This is a genomic window from Acidovorax sp. GW823-FHT05D11, from assembly GCF_058795695.1.
Genome location: NZ_CM179502.1, coordinates 1,802,516 through 1,820,550 on the forward strand (window position 1 = coordinate 1,802,516; position 18,035 = coordinate 1,820,550).

At 67.3% G+C, this 18,035-nt stretch carries 16 protein-coding genes; 6 read left to right on the forward strand and 10 right to left on the reverse strand.

Annotated elements, in window-relative coordinates; genetic code table 11:
* Positions 1 to 23: 23 nt before the first annotated feature.
* The 3 genes from sdhD to AC3RCE_RS08185 all read right to left on the reverse strand — a co-directional run bounded on the left by sdhD (position 24) and on the right by AC3RCE_RS08185 (position 1,812).
* Positions 24 to 389, reverse strand: coding sequence for a succinate dehydrogenase, hydrophobic membrane anchor protein (gene sdhD / locus AC3RCE_RS08175; RefSeq protein ID WP_124515511.1), 366 nt, complete (start codon positions 387 to 389; stop codon positions 24 to 26).
* Between the two features lie 65 nt (positions 390 to 454).
* On the reverse strand, positions 455 to 889 hold the full coding sequence (sdhC, locus tag AC3RCE_RS08180) for a succinate dehydrogenase, cytochrome b556 subunit (RefSeq protein ID WP_218293935.1): 435 nt from the start codon (positions 887 to 889) through the stop codon (positions 455 to 457).
* A 134-nt stretch (positions 890 to 1,023) separates the two neighbouring features.
* A complete protein-coding gene (locus AC3RCE_RS08185) occupies positions 1,024 to 1,812 on the reverse strand; it encodes a GntR family transcriptional regulator (RefSeq protein WP_218293936.1) in 789 nt (262 codons plus the stop codon).
* A 214-nt stretch (positions 1,813 to 2,026) separates the two neighbouring features.
* Between AC3RCE_RS08185 and AC3RCE_RS08190 the strand changes: the two genes are divergently transcribed.
* The 5 genes from AC3RCE_RS08190 to AC3RCE_RS08210 all read left to right on the forward strand — a co-directional run bounded on the left by AC3RCE_RS08190 (position 2,027) and on the right by AC3RCE_RS08210 (position 10,204).
* A complete protein-coding gene (locus AC3RCE_RS08190; RefSeq protein WP_218293937.1) occupies positions 2,027 to 3,013 on the forward strand; it encodes a malate dehydrogenase in 987 nt (328 codons plus the stop codon).
* 13 nt (positions 3,014 to 3,026) lie between these two features.
* The gene (locus tag AC3RCE_RS08195; RefSeq protein WP_492254894.1) at positions 3,027 to 4,094 is read left to right on the forward strand and encodes an HpcH/HpaI aldolase/citrate lyase family protein; all 1,068 of its coding nucleotides are present in this window, start codon (positions 3,027 to 3,029) and stop codon (positions 4,092 to 4,094) included.
* 32 nt (positions 4,095 to 4,126) lie between these two features.
* The gene (locus tag AC3RCE_RS08200; protein WP_218293938.1) at positions 4,127 to 4,741 is read left to right on the forward strand and encodes a hypothetical protein; all 615 of its coding nucleotides are present in this window, start codon (positions 4,127 to 4,129) and stop codon (positions 4,739 to 4,741) included.
* 126 nt (positions 4,742 to 4,867) lie between these two features.
* Complete coding sequence (gene acnB, locus AC3RCE_RS08205; protein WP_492254895.1) at positions 4,868 to 7,453, forward strand: bifunctional aconitate hydratase 2/2-methylisocitrate dehydratase; 2,586 nt, start codon at positions 4,868 to 4,870, stop codon at positions 7,451 to 7,453.
* Positions 7,454 to 7,642: 189 nt separating this feature from the next.
* A complete protein-coding gene (locus tag AC3RCE_RS08210; protein WP_492254896.1) occupies positions 7,643 to 10,204 on the forward strand; it encodes an ankyrin repeat domain-containing protein in 2,562 nt (853 codons plus the stop codon).
* 122 nt (positions 10,205 to 10,326) lie between these two features.
* On the opposite strand, the gene AC3RCE_RS08215 is transcribed toward AC3RCE_RS08210, so the two are convergent.
* On the reverse strand, positions 10,327 to 11,217 hold the full coding sequence (locus tag AC3RCE_RS08215) for a LysR family transcriptional regulator (protein WP_218293941.1): 891 nt from the start codon (positions 11,215 to 11,217) through the stop codon (positions 10,327 to 10,329).
* 194 nt (positions 11,218 to 11,411) lie between these two features.
* On the opposite strand from AC3RCE_RS08215, the gene AC3RCE_RS08220 reads away from it, so the two are divergent.
* A complete protein-coding gene (locus AC3RCE_RS08220) occupies positions 11,412 to 12,206 on the forward strand; it encodes a sulfite exporter TauE/SafE family protein (RefSeq protein ID WP_218340678.1) in 795 nt (264 codons plus the stop codon).
* Positions 12,207 to 12,245: 39 nt separating this feature from the next.
* Here the strand turns inward: AC3RCE_RS08220 and AC3RCE_RS08225 are convergent, their stop codons facing one another.
* The 6 genes from AC3RCE_RS08225 to cyoB are packed head-to-tail and all read right to left on the reverse strand — an operon-like array spanning position 12,246 to position 17,997.
* Positions 12,246 to 12,797, reverse strand: a complete 552-nt coding sequence (locus tag AC3RCE_RS08225) for a response regulator transcription factor (RefSeq protein ID WP_492254897.1) — start codon at positions 12,795 to 12,797, stop codon at positions 12,246 to 12,248.
* Positions 12,798 to 12,805: 8 nt separating this feature from the next.
* Positions 12,806 to 14,131 carry an ATP-binding protein gene (locus AC3RCE_RS08230; RefSeq protein WP_369641928.1) on the reverse strand — a complete coding sequence of 442 codons (1,326 nt, stop codon included), beginning with the start codon at positions 14,129 to 14,131 and terminating at the stop codon, positions 12,806 to 12,808.
* Complete coding sequence (locus AC3RCE_RS08235; protein WP_492254898.1) at positions 14,112 to 14,927, reverse strand: SURF1 family protein; 816 nt, start codon at positions 14,925 to 14,927, stop codon at positions 14,112 to 14,114. The genes AC3RCE_RS08230 and AC3RCE_RS08235 overlap by 20 nt, the downstream gene beginning before the upstream one ends.
* Positions 14,928 to 14,931: 4 nt before the next feature.
* On the reverse strand, positions 14,932 to 15,351 hold the full coding sequence (gene cyoD, locus AC3RCE_RS08240; RefSeq protein ID WP_492254899.1) for a cytochrome o ubiquinol oxidase subunit IV: 420 nt from the start codon (positions 15,349 to 15,351) through the stop codon (positions 14,932 to 14,934).
* Between the two features lie 2 nt (positions 15,352 to 15,353).
* Positions 15,354 to 15,998: a cytochrome o ubiquinol oxidase subunit III gene (cyoC, locus tag AC3RCE_RS08245; protein WP_492254900.1), complete on the reverse strand. Its 645-nt coding sequence runs from the start codon at positions 15,996 to 15,998 to the stop codon at positions 15,354 to 15,356.
* The gene (cyoB, locus tag AC3RCE_RS08250; RefSeq protein WP_492254901.1) at positions 15,991 to 17,997 is read right to left on the reverse strand and encodes a cytochrome o ubiquinol oxidase subunit I; all 2,007 of its coding nucleotides are present in this window, start codon (positions 17,995 to 17,997) and stop codon (positions 15,991 to 15,993) included. The genes cyoC and cyoB overlap by 8 nt, the downstream gene beginning before the upstream one ends.
* Positions 17,998 to 18,035 lie beyond the last annotated feature (38 nt).

Below are 18,035 nucleotides of genomic sequence, written 5' to 3' on the forward strand. Positions count from 1 at the left end.
TTTTTTGCCTTCAGTCGGGGGATTCAGAGACGCCACAGAACCTGGATACCCCAGCCAGCACAGCCGACCAGCCAGACGATGCTGAACACCTGCAGCGCCAGGCGCAGGCCCACGGGCTTGATGTAGTCCATCAGGACTTCACGCAGGCCGATCCACGCGTGCCAGGCCAGCGCAATGATCACGGAGAAGGTCAGCACCTTCATCCACTGGGCCGAGAAGATGCCGGCCCACTTGTCGTAGCCGATGGGGCCCTTGGAGAAGATGACCTGGGCCAGCAGGGCCAGGGTGAACAGGGCCATCAGGACCGCCGTGACGCGCTGGCTGAGCCAGTCGCGCAGGCCATAGTGGGCGCCGACGACGACGCGCTTGGAACCGTAATTGACGGACATGGAGATTTCCTATCGTTTTCGGCGGGCACTGCCTGGCAGCAGCCACCGTTTCATGGGTTGATCGATCAGTACAGGCCGAAGAGCTTGGCGCCCAGCACCAGGGCCAGGGCGATGCTGATCGCGAGCACGGTCAGGGCCGAGGTCTTGCCGAATTCCTTGTTCACCGCGCTGTGGCTCACATCCATCCACAGGTGGCGCAGGCCGGCGGTGAAGTGGTGCAGGTACGACCAGATCAGCGCCAGCGCCACCAGCTTGATGAACCAGCCGGGCACGAAGCCGATGCCGATGCTGAACGCCGAGGTGAATTTGGCGAACGAGATTTCGGACGACACCGAGGTGTCGAACATCCAGATGATGAAAGGCAGCAGCAGGAACATGATCAGCCCGCTGCCGCGGTGCAGGATCGAAACCCACGCTGCAGGCGTCATGCGGTAGGTGGTCAGGTCCTTGAAGGCATTGATGTTGCGGAATTCAGGCCGTTTCTTGGCGAGTTCTGTCATGTTGTGTGCTTTCGTGGATGTAACTGCTTTGTAATTTGAAGATGCAAAGAACGCAAAATTCTATTGCAACGCAACAAGCATGGGTTTGTCGCAGGTGGAATGTTCGACGTTTCCGCTCAGGTGCCAGGGTGGTGTCAGCTCAGTTCGTTACGGTAGTGGTGGGTGTCGGTGAGGTAGAGGCCCCGCCGTAACTCCATGGGAACGTCGTTGTAGGTGTAGGCGATGCGCTCCACGCTCAGCAGCGGCGTGGCCTGCGGGATCTGCAGCATGGCCGCCTGGTCGGCGTCGGGCAGCACGGCGCGTATTTTCTCCTCGGCGCGCACCATGCGCACGCCAAAGTCGAGCTCGAACATCGCGTAGGTGGGCCCCTGGTAGCTGGCGAGCTGGTCAGTCGTCAGCCCTTTGAAAGCCTGGCCCGGCAGCCAGATGTCCTCCAGGATGGTGGGGACGCCCGCAAACGACAGGATCCGGCGGGCCTGGATCACCGGGTCGGCGCTGCGCAGGGCCAGCGCCCGCGCCACGTCCGCGCTGGCGCGCACGCGCCGGCAGTCCACCACCTGGCGCTGGGCGCGGCCTTCCACGCGGGCATCGCCCGTGTCGGGCATGAGCTTGAGGAAGCGGTATTGCACATGCTGCTCGGCATGGGTGGCCACGAAAGTGCCCTTGCCCTGGCGGCGCATCACGAGGTTTTCGGCCGCCAGCTCGTCGATGGCCTTGCGCACCGTGCCCTGGCTGACCCGAAAGCGCGCGGCCAGGTCCATCTCGCTCGGAATGGACTCGCCGGGCTTCCATTCACCCTGCTGAAGGCTTTGCAGGATGAGACCCTTGATCTGCTGGTACAGGGGGCTGAACGCGGGCGTGGCAGAGCCTGCGCCCGCCGAAGGCTGTGCAGGGGTGTCGGCGTTGAGCGGAAGCGAGGACATGGCGATCAGAAAAATGGCGCGCTGCGCACGGGGGGTGTGCGAGCTTGTTCCAGTCTTCAATCATATCTTATATAAGACATAAGACAAATTGACCGGGGTGCCCAATCGGCGGTACACTCCAAGGCTGTTTTGCGGGGCACGGGCTGCTGGTAACAGGCGCTGGTGCTTGCGTTGCACACACACCTGTTTTCCTCACTTCCCTGGAGTTTTCACCATGAGCAAGAAGCCTGTTCGCGTAGCCGTCACCGGTGCCGCTGGTCAAATCGGTTACGCACTGCTGTTCCGTATCGCCTCCGGCGAAATGCTGGGCAAGGACCAGCCGGTCATCCTGCAATTGCTCGAAGTCCCTGTCGAAGGTCCCCAGAAGGCGCTCAAGGGCGTGATGATGGAACTGGACGACTGCGCATTCCCGCTGCTGGTGGAAATGACCGCTCACAGCGACCCCATGACCGCCTTCAAGGACGCCGACTACGCCCTGCTGGTGGGTTCGCGCCCTCGCGGCCCCGGCATGGAGCGTGCCGAGCTGCTGGCCGTCAACGGCGCCATCTTCACGGCCCAGGGCAAGGCCCTGAACGCCGTGGCCTCGCGCAACGTGAAGGTGCTGGTCGTCGGCAACCCCGCCAACACCAACGCCTACATCGCCATGAAGTCGGCACCTGACCTGCCGCGCAAGAACTTCACCGCCATGCTGCGCCTGGACCACAACCGCGCCGCCAGCCAGATCGCCGCCAAGACGGGCAAGGCAGTGGCTGACATCGAGAAGCTGACCGTCTGGGGCAACCACTCGCCCACGATGTACGCCGACTACCGTTTCGCCACCATCAACGGCGAAAGCGTCGCCAAGATGATCAACGACCAGGAATGGAACGCCAACACCTTCCTGCCCACCGTGGGCAAGCGCGGCGCCGCCATCATCGAAGCGCGCGGCCTGTCGTCGGCTGCCTCGGCCGCCAACGCCGCCATCGACCACATGCGCGACTGGGCCCTGGGCACCAACGGCAAGTGGGTCACCATGGGCATCCCCTCGGACGGCCAGTACGGCATCCCCAAGGACACCATGTTCGGCTTCCCCGTCACCTGCGAAAACGGCGAGTACAAGATCGTTGAAGGCCTGGAGATCGACGCCTTCTCGCAAGAACGCATCGACAAGACCCTGGCCGAACTGCAAGGCGAGCAGGACGGCGTGAAGCACCTGCTGTAAACCAGGGCCCACCATGCAGCCGACGCCACAGGCATCGGGCCTTCGGGCCGCCCCCGTCCCTGCGCAGGGGCAGGGCGCTGCGCTGCCCCATCCGCGCGATGTGCTGCTGGGCGCCCAGGCGCAGACCGGCTTCCTGCCGGTCTGCGACCACTACAGCGGCGTGGAAGCGCGCATGCGCAAGAGCCTGCAACTGCAGGCCGACCTGGCCCGGGAGTTCGGCACCTGCGTCTTCGACGTGACCCTCGATTGCGAGGACGGCGCTCCGATCGGCCTGGAGGCCGAGCATGCCCGCCTGGTCGCCAGCCTCGCCCTGGGCGCTGCGGACGGGGCGCGCGTGGCGGCCCGGGTTCATGCGGTGGACCACCCGGCATTCGCCAACGATGTCGCCACGATTGCGGGCACGGCGGGCCACAGGCTCTGCCACATCATGGTGCCCAAGGTGGAGTCCGTGGACGATGTCCTGCGGGTGGAACGGGCGCTGGAGCAGGCATCTGCCGCCCAGGTGCCCATCCATGTCCTGATCGAGTCGCCCGCCGCGGTCCATCGCGCCTTCGAGATTGCCGCCCACCCGCGCGTGCAGAGCCTGAGCTTCGGGCTCATGGACTTTGTGTCCGCCCATGGAGGGGCGATCCCTGCGGCAGGCATGACCTCCTCGGGGCAGTTCTCGCACCCGCTTGTCGTGCGCGCCAAGCTGGAGATTGCAGCGGCCTGCCACGCCCACGGCAAGGTGCCGTCGCACTGCGTGGTGACCGAATTCACCAATACCACCGCCATGCAGGGCGCCGCCAGCCGGGCGGCGCGGGAGCTGGGTTACACCCGGATGTGGAGCATCCACCCGGCGCAGATACGTCCCATCCTGCAGGCATTTGCGCCGCAGCAGGATGACATCGAAATTGCTGCAAAAATAATAGCTGCTGCCGCAGATTCCGACTGGGCTCCAATCAGTTTGGACGATACCTTGCATGACCGTGCCAGCTACCGTTTTTACTGGCAAGTCCTTGAGCGCGCCCACCGCACCGGGCGTGCGCTTCCTCCCGCCGTGCGCCATTGGTTTGACGCCCCGGCCTCCGTTCCGTCGTGAACATTCCTGACTGCTTCCCCGCAGGACCTTCCATGAAATCCTTCATCGCCTCCGCCCTCATGCTGCTGGCCCCAGCCTTCGTGATGGCGCAAACGCCGGCCAAGCCCGAGGCCAAGCCCGGGACCAAGGCCGCCGCGAAGCCGGCCGCCAAGTCCGAAGCGAAAACCGCCAAGACGGCGGACAAGGCCCCCGCCAAGAAGGCCACCGTGGCCAAGAGCGAGGCGACCAGCAGCCGCACGCAGCTCAAGAGCGCCACCAACCAGGTGGCCACCGGCATCATCGCCGCAGAGGCGGCCCTTTCCCCCGAGGAGCTGGCCATCGCCGACCGCGTGCACGTGGGCCGCATTCCCTGCGAGCTGGGCGCATTCGTCACGGTGACGGCCGACCCGGCCACGCCAGGGCACTTCCATGTGGAAGGCAAGGGCTTCAAGTACTTCATGTCGCCCGTGGCCACGACCACCGGCACGGTGCGCCTGGAAGACCAGAAGGGCGGCGCGGTCTGGCTGCAGATCGCCAACAAGTCCATGCTGATGAACCAGAAGCTCGGCCAGCGCCTGGCCGATGAGTGCATGAGCCCGCAGCAGCTGGTGGTGGCCGAGGCCATCAAGAAGAACCCGCCCGTGAGCGTGCTGGAACCCCTGAAATAAGCGCGGGCCTGGCAGGCCTTTTGCAAAGAACGAACGACGAACACGATTGCGCGTGCAGGCGTGGCGGCCATGGGAGCCGCCTGCACCGCGCGCCGCCCCACTTTAGAACGCAACCGGAGAAAAATGATGTTGAAAGCCTACCGTGACCATGTGGCCGAACGCGCCGCGCTGGGCATCCCGCCCCTGCCGCTGACCGCCAAGCAGACCGGCGAGCTGATCGAGCTGCTCAAGAACCCGCCCGCTGGCGAAGAAGCCACGCTGGTGGACCTGATCACGCACCGCGTGCCTGCTGGCGTGGACGACGCCGCCAAGGTCAAGGCCAGCTACCTGGCCGCCGTGGCCCACGGTACCGAGGTGTGCACGCTGATCGGCCGCGAGCGCGCCACGCAGCTCCTGGGCACCATGCTGGGCGGCTACAACCTCACCCCCCTGATCGACCTGCTGGACGACGCGGCCGTGGCCTCCGTCGCCGCCGAAGCGCTCAAGAAGACGCTCTTGATGTTCGACCAGTTCCATGACGTGAAGGAAAAGGCCGACAAGGGCAACACCTTCGCCAAGTCCGTGCTGCAAAGCTGGGCCGACGCCGAGTGGTTCACCAGCCGCCCCGAAGTGCCCCAAAGCATCAAGCTCACCGTGCTCAAGGTCACCGGCGAAACCAACACCGACGACCTGTCGCCCGCGCCCGACGCCTGGAGCCGCCCCGACATCCCGCTGCATGCGCTGGCCATGCTCAAGAACAAGCGCGACGGCATCACGCCCGAAGAAGACGGCAAGCGCGGCCCCATCAAGTTCATCGAAGACCTGCGCGCCCGTGGCAACCTGGTGGCCTATGTGGGCGATGTGGTCGGCACCGGCTCCAGCCGCAAGTCGGCCACCAACAGCGTGCTGTGGTTCACGGGCGAAGACATCCCATTCGTGCCCAACAAGCGCTTTGGCGGCGTGTGCCTGGGCAGCAAGATCGCTCCCATCTTCTACAACACCATGGAAGATGCCGGCGCTCTGCCCATCGAGCTGGACGTGAGCCAGATGAACATGGGCGACGAGATCGAGCTGCTGCCCTATGCCGGCAAGGCACTGAAGGACGGCCAGGTCATCGCCGAGTTCACCGTCAAGAGCGAAGTGCTGTTCGACGAAGTGCGCGCCGGTGGCCGCATTCCGCTGATCATCGGCCGTGGCCTCACGGCCAAGGCCCGCGAGGCCCTGGGCCTGGCGCCTTCCACGCTGTTCCGCCTGCCCCAGGTGCCTGCCGCTACCGGCAAGGGCTTCACCCTGGCGCAGAAGATGGTCGGCCGCGCCTGCGGCCTGCCCGAAGGCCTGGGCGTGGTGCCCGGCACGTACTGCGAACCACGCATGACCTCGGTCGGCTCGCAGGACACCACCGGCCCCATGACCCGCGACGAACTGAAGGACCTGGCCTGCCTGGGCTTCAGCTCCGACCTGGTGATGCAGTCCTTCTGCCACACGGCCGCTTACCCCAAGCCCGTGGACGTGAAGATGCACCACGAGCTGCCCGACTTCATCAGCACGCGCGGGGGCATCTCGCTCAAGCCCGGTGACGGCATCATTCACAGCTGGCTCAACCGCATGCTGCTGCCCGACACCGTGGGCACCGGCGGCGACTCGCACACCCGTTTCCCCATCGGCATCAGCTTCCCCGCCGGCTCCGGCCTGGTGGCGTTCGCTGCCGCCACGGGCGTGATGCCCCTCGATATGCCTGAATCGGTGCTGGTGCGCTTCAAGGGCAAGATGCAGCCCGGCGTCACGCTGCGCGACCTGGTGCACGCGATTCCGCTGTACGCCATCAAGGCCGGCCACCTCACCGTGGCCAAGCAGGGCAAGAAGAACATCTTCTCGGGCCGCATCCTGGAAATCGAAGGCCTGCCGGACATGAAGGTCGAGCAGGCGTTCGAGCTGTCCGACGCATCGGCCGAGCGCTCTGCCGCCGGTTGCACGGTGCGCCTGAACAAGGAGCCCGTGATCGAGTACATCAACTCGAACATCGTGCTGCTCAAGAACATGATCGCCCAGGGCTATGCCGACGCACGCACCATCGGCCGCCGCATCAAGGCCATGGAAGCCTGGCTGGCCAATCCCCAGTTGCTCGAACCCGATGACAACGCCGACTACGCCGCCGTGATCGAGATCGACTTGGCCGAGATCACCGAACCCATCGTCTGCTGCCCCAACGACCCCGACGACGCCAAGACGCTGTCGGACGTGGCCGGCGCCGCGATCGACGAAGTGTTCATCGGCTCGTGCATGACCAACATCGGCCACTTCCGCGCGGCCTCCAAGCTGCTCGAAGGCAAGAAGGACATCCCCGTCAAGCTGTGGATGGCACCGCCCACGAAGATGGACGCGCACCAGCTCACCGAAGAAGGCCACTACGGCGTGTTCGGCGCGGCCGGCGCCCGCATGGAAATGCCTGGCTGCTCGCTGTGCATGGGCAACCAGGCCCAGGTGAAGGAAGGCGCCACCGTGATGTCCACCAGCACCCGCAACTTCCCCAACCGCCTGGGCAAGAACACCAACGTCTACCTGGGCTCGGCCGAACTCTCGGCCATCTGCTCCAAGCTGGGCCGCATTCCTTCCAAGGAAGAGTACCTGGCCGACATCGGTGTCATCAACCAGAACGGCGACAAGATCTACCAATACCTGAACTTCGACAAGATCGCCGAGTTCAAGGAAGTGGCAGACGGCGTGGCCGCCTGATTGTTTCCCTCCGGGGAGTGATCCACTGCAAAAAGCGGCCTGCGGGCCGCTTTTTTCATGGCGTTGCGGGTGCGCCGCGCCACGCGCTTGCCACGCCGTGGCCATGGTCCAGACATTTTTTTGTCATGCAAATGTCATGATGGAGTCGCATGCTTGCCGCATAACAACAAAAGAAATGGAGGTACATCCATGGCAAGAGGGACAACCGGCAAGGCCGGCACGTTCGGCGCGCGCCTCGCGGTGCTGCTGCTCAGCGCCGCCTTCGCCCTGGGCTTTGGCCTGGGTGGTTACTTCGTCGGGCTCAAGCCGCTGGCCCTGACCCTGCGGGCAGCGTGGGCGGTGCGCGGCTGGCAGCCCGTGCAGGCCCAGGTGCTCGCGGCCGACCTCGCGCGCCACAGCGACGGCGACGGCACCACCTGGCAGGTGCGGGCCCGCTACCGCTATGAATTCGCGGGGCGGCCATACGAAGGCTCCCGCGTCGGGCTCGATCCCACGGAGACGGCCGACAACATCGGCGACTGGCACCAGCGCTGGCACGCGCAGCTGCAAGGCGCCCAGGCCCGCGGCGCGCGCATCACCATCATGGTCGACCCGCGCGAACCCTCACGTTCCCTCATCGACCCCTCCATCCGCTGGGCCCTGCTGATGTTCCGCCTGCCCTTTGCCCTGGTGTTCACTGCGGTGGGGCTGGGCGCGGCCTGGGTCTTCCTGGCCACCCTGCCAGGACTGGGCACGTCCAGGGAGCCGCAGGCCGGGGTTTCTGCCATTCCCTTGCCCAAGAACTCTGCCGGCAGCCCGCTGGGCGCCGTCTGGTTCTTCACCTTCTTCTGGTGTGGCATTTCCTTTCCCATGGCCGGCATGTTGTGGACCGACCCGCAGTCGCCCTGGTTCGCCAAGGCCTTCATCGGCCTGTTCGTGCTGGTCGGCATGGCCTTGCTGGCCCTTGCGGTGCGACAGACCCACATGGCCTGGCGCTATGCGGGCGCGGCCCTTGTCCTGCTGCCGCCAGCACCGCGTGCCGGGCATCCGCTCGAAGTGACCCTGCTGCTCCCCGGGCGCGCCGCCGCCTACCAGCAGGGGAACAGCCTGCAACTGCGCCTGGCCCAGTACCGGGTGGACGAGTCGAGCTCCGGTTCGCCCGAGCGGTGCGTGGAGTCGTTCACCGAAGCCGCGCGCATGCAGCACACGTCCGATGGCGGGTTGCGGCTGGTGGCACGCTTCGAGGTACCGCCCGATGCGCCCCCGCACGGCAGCCAGCGCTCGGGAGAGCGCGTGGACTGGCGCGTGGAACTGCTGCACAACCCGGACGGCGCCGTCGAGCTGACTTACGACCTTCCCGTGCACGCCGCACCCCGCACCTTCGGTGGGGGCGAACTGCCGGATCGTTTTGACCGGCGTGCCGCCTGGCAGCAGGAGGTTCCCATCGTGCCCCTGGGCGAGCAGGAAGAGGAAGAAGAAGGCTCCCCGCCTCTGCCCGCTTCGGTCACGCTGCGGGAAACCCCGCAGGCCTGGCGCTACGAATTCGCCCAGGGCGGCTGGCGCTGGGCCGGGGGCCTGGTGCTGGCCGCGCTGTTGCTGGAGTCGGCCATCCACGGTCGGCTGGGCCCGCAGGGGCTGATGCTGCCCCGTGGGTTCTTTGCCGCCGGCGCGTGGATGGCCTTGGCCGCCTTTGCCCTGCATGCGGCCACTCGCCACTGGACCCTGACCGTGCAGGACGGCGGCATCACCGCGCGCCGCCACTCCTGGCTCTGGTCGCGCGCCGACACGGTGTCGGGCGCTGCCAGCCGCACCCTGGTGCACAAGCTGCTGCACTCCACGGGCAGCGGCGGCAGCGAGCACCGCTACCACGCGGTGTACGCGCGCGGTGCGGGCGGTGCGCTGGTGCGCCTGACCCCGGGCCTGGCAGGCGAGGCGGCGGCCACGGCCCTGGGGCAATCGCTGGGCCAGGCGTGGGCGCACCGGCGGGGCCGTTTCGCCGCCGGCATGCAGCGGCCCGCGCGGGCGCAGCATTCCCGCCCGGCCTGGGGCGCACTGCTGGTGCTGGCCCTGCTGGGCTGGTGGATCGTGGGGCCCCAGGCTGGCCGCACCGTGGGCCGCGTTGTGGGGGCCGAGGCTTCCGCTTCGGCTGCAACCGCGCCGGCCGTGCGGTATTCCCTCGCGGATGGTCGCTTGCTCGATGCACAGAATGCCGGCGACGCCCCTGCGCTGCGGGCCGCGCTGTCCGCCGGGGCGAATCCCGACCTGCTCGCGCCCAATGGTTCCTCGGTGCTCATGCTGGCGGCCCACCGTGGCCAGCTCGAGCACATCGAGGCGCTGCTGGGCGCGGGTGCCCAGCCCGACCTGCGCCAGACGCGCAAGGACAGCGAGCGGGGCGACACAGCCCTGCTGCGCGCCTTCTACGGCGGCCATCTGGCGGCGGCACGGCGCCTGGTGCAGGCAGGTGCCAGCCTCTCGGCCCGCAACCGCTGGGACTGGGGGCCCGTGCACATGGCCGCGCAGGGCGGCTGCATCCCATGCCTCGAATGGCTGGATGCGCAAGGCCAGCCGCTCGACGAACCCGCGCCCGCCAGCCGGGGCGAGACCCCCGCGATGCTGGCCGCAGGCCGGGGCCGCGTGGAGGCGCTGCAATGGTTCGCCGACCGTGGCATCGACCTTGCGCGCACGGACGCCCACGGCAAGACCGCGCTGGACTGGGCACGCTTCAAGCAACAGGCCGAGGCCGAGCGGTGGCTGATGGGGCGTGTGCGCTAGGCGCGGCTGGCCGCTCACCGTGAAGCGGTTCCGGCCAGGGCGCCGCACTGCGGGCGGTGCGAGGCGCACGGCAGGGCACAGCAGCGGCGCGAGAAGGGTTTCGTCGGCCGCTCCAGGGCTTTTCAGCCCAGCGCCGGGAGCAAATGCTGCACCAGCTGCTGCGCATGCTGCGGCAATTCGTCGAGCTCGCGCAGGCACAGCACCAGTTGCCGGTCCGCCCAGGCATCGGTCAGGCGCACGGCCTTCACGTGCTGCGCCCGGCTGTGGCGTGCGGCTGCCGCGCGGGGAATGATGCCCACGCCCACGCCCAGCCCCACGAGCTGGCACACCGCCTCGAACTGGCGCAGCCGCACGCGGTAGCGCAGCCGCCGCCCCTGGCGCTGTGCCTGGCGCACCACCAGGGCCTGCAGCGCGCTGCCCTCGGCCAGGCCAACGAAGTCCAGGTGCGCGACGTCGGCCAGCGCCACGCTGCGTTGCGCGGCCAGTGCGTGCCCCTGGGGCACCACCAGCACCAGCGGGTCGGGCCGCAGCACCCGCGTGGACAGGCCTTCGAGGTCCACCGCGTCGGACACCAGGCCCATGTCGCACAGCCCGGCGCGCACCGCATCGGCCACCTCCTGGCTGGAGCGCTCCTCCACGTCCACCGAAATGCGCGGGTGCCGCGCCAGAAAGCCTGCCATGGCCCGCGGCAGGTACTCGCTCAGCGCCGAGCTGTTGCACAGCACGCGCACATGGCCCGCCAGGCCCGCGCCATATTCGCCCAGGTCGCCGCGCAGCAGCTCCATCTGCTGCAGCACCAGCCGCGCGTGGTGCAGCAGCGTGTGGCCCGCGGGCGTGGGCTGCACGCCGCGTTGTTCGCGCAGCAGCAGGGGCACGCCCAGCGCGTCTTCCATGCCGCGTATGCGCTCGCTGGCCGAGGCCAGCGCCATGTGGCTGCGTTCTGCGCCCCCCGTGATGGTGCCTGCTTCGTGCACGTGCACGAAGAGACGCAGGTCGGTGAGGTCAAAGCGCATGGGGCAAACGTACCACATGGCAGGCTTCGGCCGCGCCTGAGGCGGGCTACGCGGCTTCCGCATTTCCAGGGGCGGGGCCATCCGAAACAATGGCCTTTGGCACTGCGTTGCTGGACATGCGGCGGGTGGGTTTCGGACCAGGGGATACCGATGGAACTTGTGATGAATCAGCCGCCTTCCGGGGCGGGGCGCTCATGAACGGGGTTGCCGAGCTGTGGGGCCACGGCATTGCGCCGGGCTGGCTGGCGGGGGCGGCCGCCATTTTCTGGCTGGCCGGCACGGTCAAGGGCGTGGTGGGGCTGGGCTTGCCCACGGTGGCGATGGCCCTCTTGGCCATGCTGGTTCCGCCGGCCCAGGCGGCGGCGTTGCTGGTGGTGCCTTCGCTGGTCACCAATGTCTGGCAGATGCGCCCCTGGCCCGCCGTGTGGCCGCTGGTGCGGCGCCTGGGCGGCATGCAATGCGGAATCTGCCTGGGCACCTGGCTGTGCGCCTGGTGGCTGGGGGCGCCCGCGGGCCCTGGGTCGCGCTTGGCGCTGGGGCTGGCCCTCGCGCTGTACGGCGCCTGGGGCTTGACGGGGACGCGGCGCGTGCTGCCCCTGCCGGCCCAGGGCTGGCAGGGCCCCCTGGTGGGGTTCGCGACCGGTGCCATCGCCGCCGCCACGGGTGTTTTCGTGGTGCCCGCCGTGCCCTATCTGCAGGCGCTGGGCCTGCAGCGCGATGCGCTGGTGCAGGCCATGGGGCTGAGTTTCACGGTCTCCACACTCGCGCTGGCCGCCGGCCTGGCATTCAACGCGAGCTATCCCATGGCGACCGTGGGGCTGTCGGTCGTGATGCTGCTGCCTGCGCTGGCGGGCATGGCGTGTGGGCAGCGGCTGCGGGCCCGGATGTCACCCGTGTGGTTTCGGCGCAGCCTCATGCTGGGCCTGCTGGCCCTGGGCGTGGCCATGGTGGTGGATGTGCTGGCATGGCATGGTTTTGCGTCGCGCTAGGGCGCTGCGCGGGGCGCTGTTTCCTCGCCCGCCCGCCCGTTACCGGACCTGCTTTTTCTCCAGCTTGCGGGTGAGGGTGCGGCGGTGCATGCCCAGGCGCCTTGCCGCTTCCGAGAGATTGAAGCCGGTTTCGGCCAGCACTTCGTTGATGCGCTCCCATTCCAGGGTCTTGATGGAGCTGGACCGGTTCGTCAGCTCCACGTCGGTGTTGCCCGCCTTGAGCCCGAAGGCGGCCTCGATGTCGTCGGTATTGGACGGCTTGGCGAGGTAGTGGCATGCGCCCAGCTTCACGGCCTCCACCGCCGTGGCGATGCTGGCAAAGCCTGTGAGCACCACGATGAGCATGGCCTCGCTGGCCGCATGCAGCTTCTGCACGCAGACCAGGCCCGAGGCTTCGCCCTTGAGCTTGAGGTCCACCACCGCATAGCCGGGCGTGTGCTGTGCGAGCAGGGCTTCGACCTCGGGAAGGCCCGTGGCCTGCAGCACGCGGTAGCCGCGCCGCTCGAACGAGCGCGCCAGCGTGCGGGCAAAGGCCTCGTCGTCTTCCACGATCAGCAACAGGCGTTCTTCTTTTTCTGTGTCGGTATCCATGATGCGCGTCAGGCTCCAGGCAAGGCGATCGCTGCCAGCGGCAGCTCTATGGTGACTTCGGCACCCCCTTCGGGGCGGTTGTGCGCCGTGACGCTGCCGCCCAGCGTGCGTGCCACGTTGAGCACGAGGTACAGGCCCAGCCCGCCCCCGGGGCGCTCCTTGGTGGACTGGTAGGGGGTTCCCAGCCTTGCCAGCATGCCCGGCGCAAAACCGGGCCCTGCGTCGGTGACGGTGATGCGCAGCGCATCGGCGCTGCGCGTGATGGCCAGGCGCACCCATGCCGGCGAGGCGTCGCGCGCATTGTCGAGCACATTGAAAACCATCTGCTGGAGCGTGGTGTCCGACACCATGAGCGTGTCGGCGCCGAAGTCGTTGTCGTACACGAACCGCGGCATCGACCGCGTGCTGCGCCATTCCTCTGCCAGGGCATCGACGAAGGTGCGCACGGTGGTCTGCACCGACGCTTCCCCGCGGGTCTCCCCGGCCGAGAGCAGGATGCCGCTCACGATGCTCTTGCAGCGCTGCACCTGGGCCTGCATCTCGCCGATGTCTTCCTGCAGCGGTTCATGGGCCGCCAGGCGCTCATCGCGTCGCCAGTCGCCCAGGATCACGGCCAGGGTGGACAGCGGGGTGCCCAGCTCGTGCGCGGCGCCCGAGGCCAGCAGCCCCATGCGCACGATGTGTTCCTCTTCCACGCGGCGCCGGCGCGCGGCCGCCAGGCGCGCATCGCGCTCGCGCAGGTTCAGGCTGATGCGCGTGATGAAGACGACCACCAGGGTGGCATTGAGCGCGAAGCAGACCAGCAGCCCGATCACGTACAGGCTGGACAGGCCCTGGTGCAGGTCCTGCGGCAGCTCCAGGGGCAGGTGGTAGACGGCCAGCAAGCCGAAGCACAGCAGCGTGGTGATCACGATGGACCAGATGTAGGCGCCACGCAGCAGCACGGCCCCCAGCGTGATCTGCAGCAGGTACAGAAACACGAACGGGTTGCTGGTGCCGCCGCTCAGGTAGAGCTGTACCGTGAGCACGGCGACGTCGATCAGCAGCGCCAGGAAAAGCTCCACGTTGCGCACCACCACGGGGCCCATGCGCAGGCGCAGCAGGCTGGCCACGTTGAAAAGCGCAAGGCATCCCACCACCAGCAGCATTTCGCGCTGCGGCAGCACCAGACCCAGGCTGTAGTGCGCCATCTCGATGGTGAACACCTGTCCGACCACGGCGATCCAGCGCAGCTGGATCAGCTGCTGGAGGTTCTTGATGCCCGCCGCGGCATCGGCCGAGCGGGCATTGCGCTGCGGCAGGGCGGTGGCGGCGTCAGGGCGAAGGGGGTTCATCGGTGGTCGTGGGGCGGCGGGAAGGGCCATGCCGGCGGCGTTCATAGCGTGCCACATACCAGCCGGCGCCCGCAACCATGAGCGCGAGCCCGTACCAGGTCGCCGCGTACACCAGATGGCTGTTGGAAAAACGGATCACCGTCATGCCCGGGCGGGGCCAGGTCTGCACGGAAGGCGCGCCGCCAGCGGCGGGCAGGCCCGCATCCACGAAGAAGGGCGCGGCGCGGGACAGCCCCAGTGCCTGGCTGATGGCGGCCACGTCGCGCGAGTGCCAGCGTTGCCGCGCTGGATCATTGGTCCGCAGAAAACCGCCGCCAGGCTCCGAGATCCTCAGCAGTCCTTCCACGGTGGCCACGGGCCGGGGTGGCTGCGCCGCTCCCGTGAGCCACTGGTTGCGCTGCGCCTGCGGTACAAAACCGCGGTTCACGAGCACCTGCGTGCCGTCGTCCAGCTGCAGCGGGGCCATGACCCAGAAGCCCGCGCCCAGCTCTGTCACCGCCTGGGTGAGGACCGTCTTGTCTGCCAGCCATCGGCCCTGCAGGATGACGGCAAGGTATTCGTGGTCTGCCGCGTTGACCCGGGGCCACTGGCTGGCCGGTGGCGCCGCCACGGGAGCCGCATGTACCCGGTGCTCCACGCGCTCGATGAGCGCGAGCTTCCACGCGCGGCGCTGGACCTGCCACGTGCCCAGGGCGGCAAATGCCGAGAACAGGGCGATGCCCACGAGCACGAGGGCCGCCTGGCGGAGCCGCCGCCGGGCGAAGGGCGCGTGCGCGGGGGAGGGCTCTGGCGTCAAGGTGTCAGGGCGTCGAATGCCCCGGCGCTTCGTGCGCCGGCGGCGTGGGAGTGGGGTGCGCGGGCATCATGTTGGCATTCATGTGGAACATGACCCACAGCGTGCCGCTGATGGCGATGGCCACGAATACCACGGTGAAGATGGTGGACAAGAGGGTCCATCCCCCCTCGACCTTGCCGTTCATGTGCAGGAAATACACCATGTGCACCAGGATCTGCACCACGGCGAAGGCGCCCAGCACCAGCACGGCGGTGTTGCGGTCGGCGATCACCTTGGCCATGACCAGCCAGAAGGGGATGGCCGTGAGAACGACCGACAGCACGAAGCCGATCGTGTAGTCGCGCAGGCTGCTGTGCGGCCCCACGTCATGGGGATGATCGCCGTGGCCGTGGGCATCGTGTGCGTGTGTGTGTTGCGCGCTCATGGTTACAGCACCCCCATCAGGTACACAAAGGTGAAGACGCCGATCCAGACCACGTCCAGAAAGTGCCAGAACATCGACAGGCACATCAGGCGGCGCTTGTTTTCATGGATCAGGCCATGCTTGCCGATCTGCACCATCAGCACCACCAGCCATACGAGGCCGAAGGTCACGTGCAGGCCGTGGGTGCCCACCAGCGTGAAGAAGGCCGACAGGAAGGCGCTGCGCTGGGGCGTGGCGCCCTGGTGGATCAGGTGGGCGAACTCATAGAGTTCGAGGCCCAGGAAGCACAGGCCGAAGAAACCCGTCACGGCCAGCCACAGCAGCGTGCCCTTGGCGTCGCCCAGCTGCTTGCGCAGCATGGCGAAGCCGAAGGTGATGGACGACAGCAGCAGGAAGGCCGTGTTGATGGCCACCAGCCTCAGGTCGAACAGCTGCGCGCCGGTGGGGCCGGCCGCATAGCTGCGGCCGAGCACGCCGTAGGTGGCGAACAGGGCGGCGAAGATGAGGCAGTCGCTCATCAGGTAGAGCCAGAAGCCCAGGGCCGTGCCGTTCTCGGGATGGGGCTCGTGCGCCAGGTGGTAGTCGCGCGGCGCGAGCGCCGCGCTGGCGGCGCCTGCCGCGCCGGGGGTGTATCGGATATCAGACATGGCTGGCACGCAGTTGTTGGGTGCGGTGGTTTTCCGTCTTGGCCACGGTGGGGGCCGGGATGTGGAAGTCGCGCTGGTAGTTGAACGTGTGGATGATGGCCGCCAGGACCACGGCCGCGAACGACACGCCCGCGAGCGGCCACATGTGCCAGATCAATGCGAAGCCCAGCACCAGGGACAGGGCCGAGATCACGGCGCCCGATCCGGTATTGGCAGGCATGTGGATGGGCTGGAAACCGGCGAGGGGACGCTGGTAGCCATGCTTCTTCATGTCCCACCACGCGTCGATCTCGTGCACCACGGGCGTGAATGCGAAGTTGTAGTCGGGCGGGGGCGAGGACGTGGCCCATTCCAACGTGCGCGCGTCCCAGGGGTCGCCCGTGTGGTCGCGCAGCTCTTCGCGCTTCAGGTAGCTCACCACGATCTGGATCAGGAAGCAGGCAATGCCGGCCGCGATCATGGCCGCGCCGACGGCTGCGATCACGAACCAGATCTGCAGGGACGGGTCTTCGAAATGGTTGGCACGGCGCGTGACACCCATCAGGCCCAGCACGTACAGCGGGCCGAACGCCACCCAGAAGCCCACCACCCACAGCCAGAAGGAGCGCACGCCCCAGGTGCGGTCCAGCTTGTAGCCGAAGGCCTTGGGGTACCAGTAGTTGATGCCCGCGAACAGGCCGAACAGCACGCCCCCGATGATCACGTTGTGGAAGTGGGCGATCAGGAACAGGCTGTTGTGCAGCACGAAGTCGGCTGGGGGCACGGCCAGCAGCACGCCGGTCATGCCGCCGATGGCGAACGTCACCATGAAGGCCACGGTCCACATCATGGGCAGCTCGAAGCGGATGCGGCCCTTGTACATGGTGAACAGCCAGTTGAAGATCTTCGCGCCCGTGGGGATCGAGATGATCATCGTCGTGATGCCGAAGAACGTGTTCACGCTCGCTCCCGAGCCCATGGTGAAGAAGTGGTGCAGCCACACCAGGTACGACAGGATGGTGATCACCACCGTGGCATACACCATGGAGGTGTAGCCGAACAGGCGCTTCCTGCAGAACGTGGCCACCACTTCGGAGAAGATGCCGAAGCACGGCAGGATCAGGATGTACACCTCGGGGTGGCCCCAGATCCAGATCAGGTTCACGTACAGCATGGCGTTGCCGCCCAGGTCGTTCGTGAAGAAGTTGGTGCCGGCATAGCGGTCCAGCGACATCAGCACGAGCGCGGCCGTGAGCACCGGGAACGAGGCCACGATCAGCGCGTTGGTGCACAGGGCCGTCCAGGTGAAGACGGGCATCCTCATCAGGTTCATCCCCGGCGCGCGCATCTTGATGATGGTGACGATCAGGTTGATGCCCGAGAGCGTGGTGCCCACCCCCGCGATCTGCAGCGCCCAGATGTAGTAGTCCAGCCCCACGCCGGGGTCCTGCGCGCCGAGGTTGGACAGGGCCAGCCAGCCGGAGGTGGAGAACTCGCCCAGGAACAGCGACACCATCACCAGCACGGCGCCGGCCGTGGTCATCCAGAAGCTGAAGTTGTTGAGGAACGGGAACGACACGTCGCGTGCGCCGATCTGCAGCGGCACGAGGTAGTTCATGAGGCCCGTGACCAGCGGCATGGCCACGAAGAAGATCATGATCACGCCGTGGGCGGTGAAGATCTGGTCGTAGTGGTGCGGCGGCAGGTAGCCCATGTTGTCGCCAAAGGCCATGGCCTGCTGCAGGCGCATCATCACGGCGTCGGCAAAGCCGCGCAGCAGCATCACCACGCCCAGGATCATGTACATGATCCCGATCTTCTTGTGGTCGATGCTGCAGATCCAGTCGCGCCACAGGGTGCCCCACAGGCGGAACCTGGTGATGGCGGCCATCACGGCCAGCCCACCCAGCACGGTGGCGACAAAGGTCCAGAGCACGATGGGCTCGTGCGCCATCGGTATGGAATCCCAGGTGATGCGGCCCAGGGCCCAGTGGGGTGCGGTAACAGGTGAGGAGGACATGGCGGTCAGTCTTCTTGGGCGTGGGCGCCGGCGGCCGG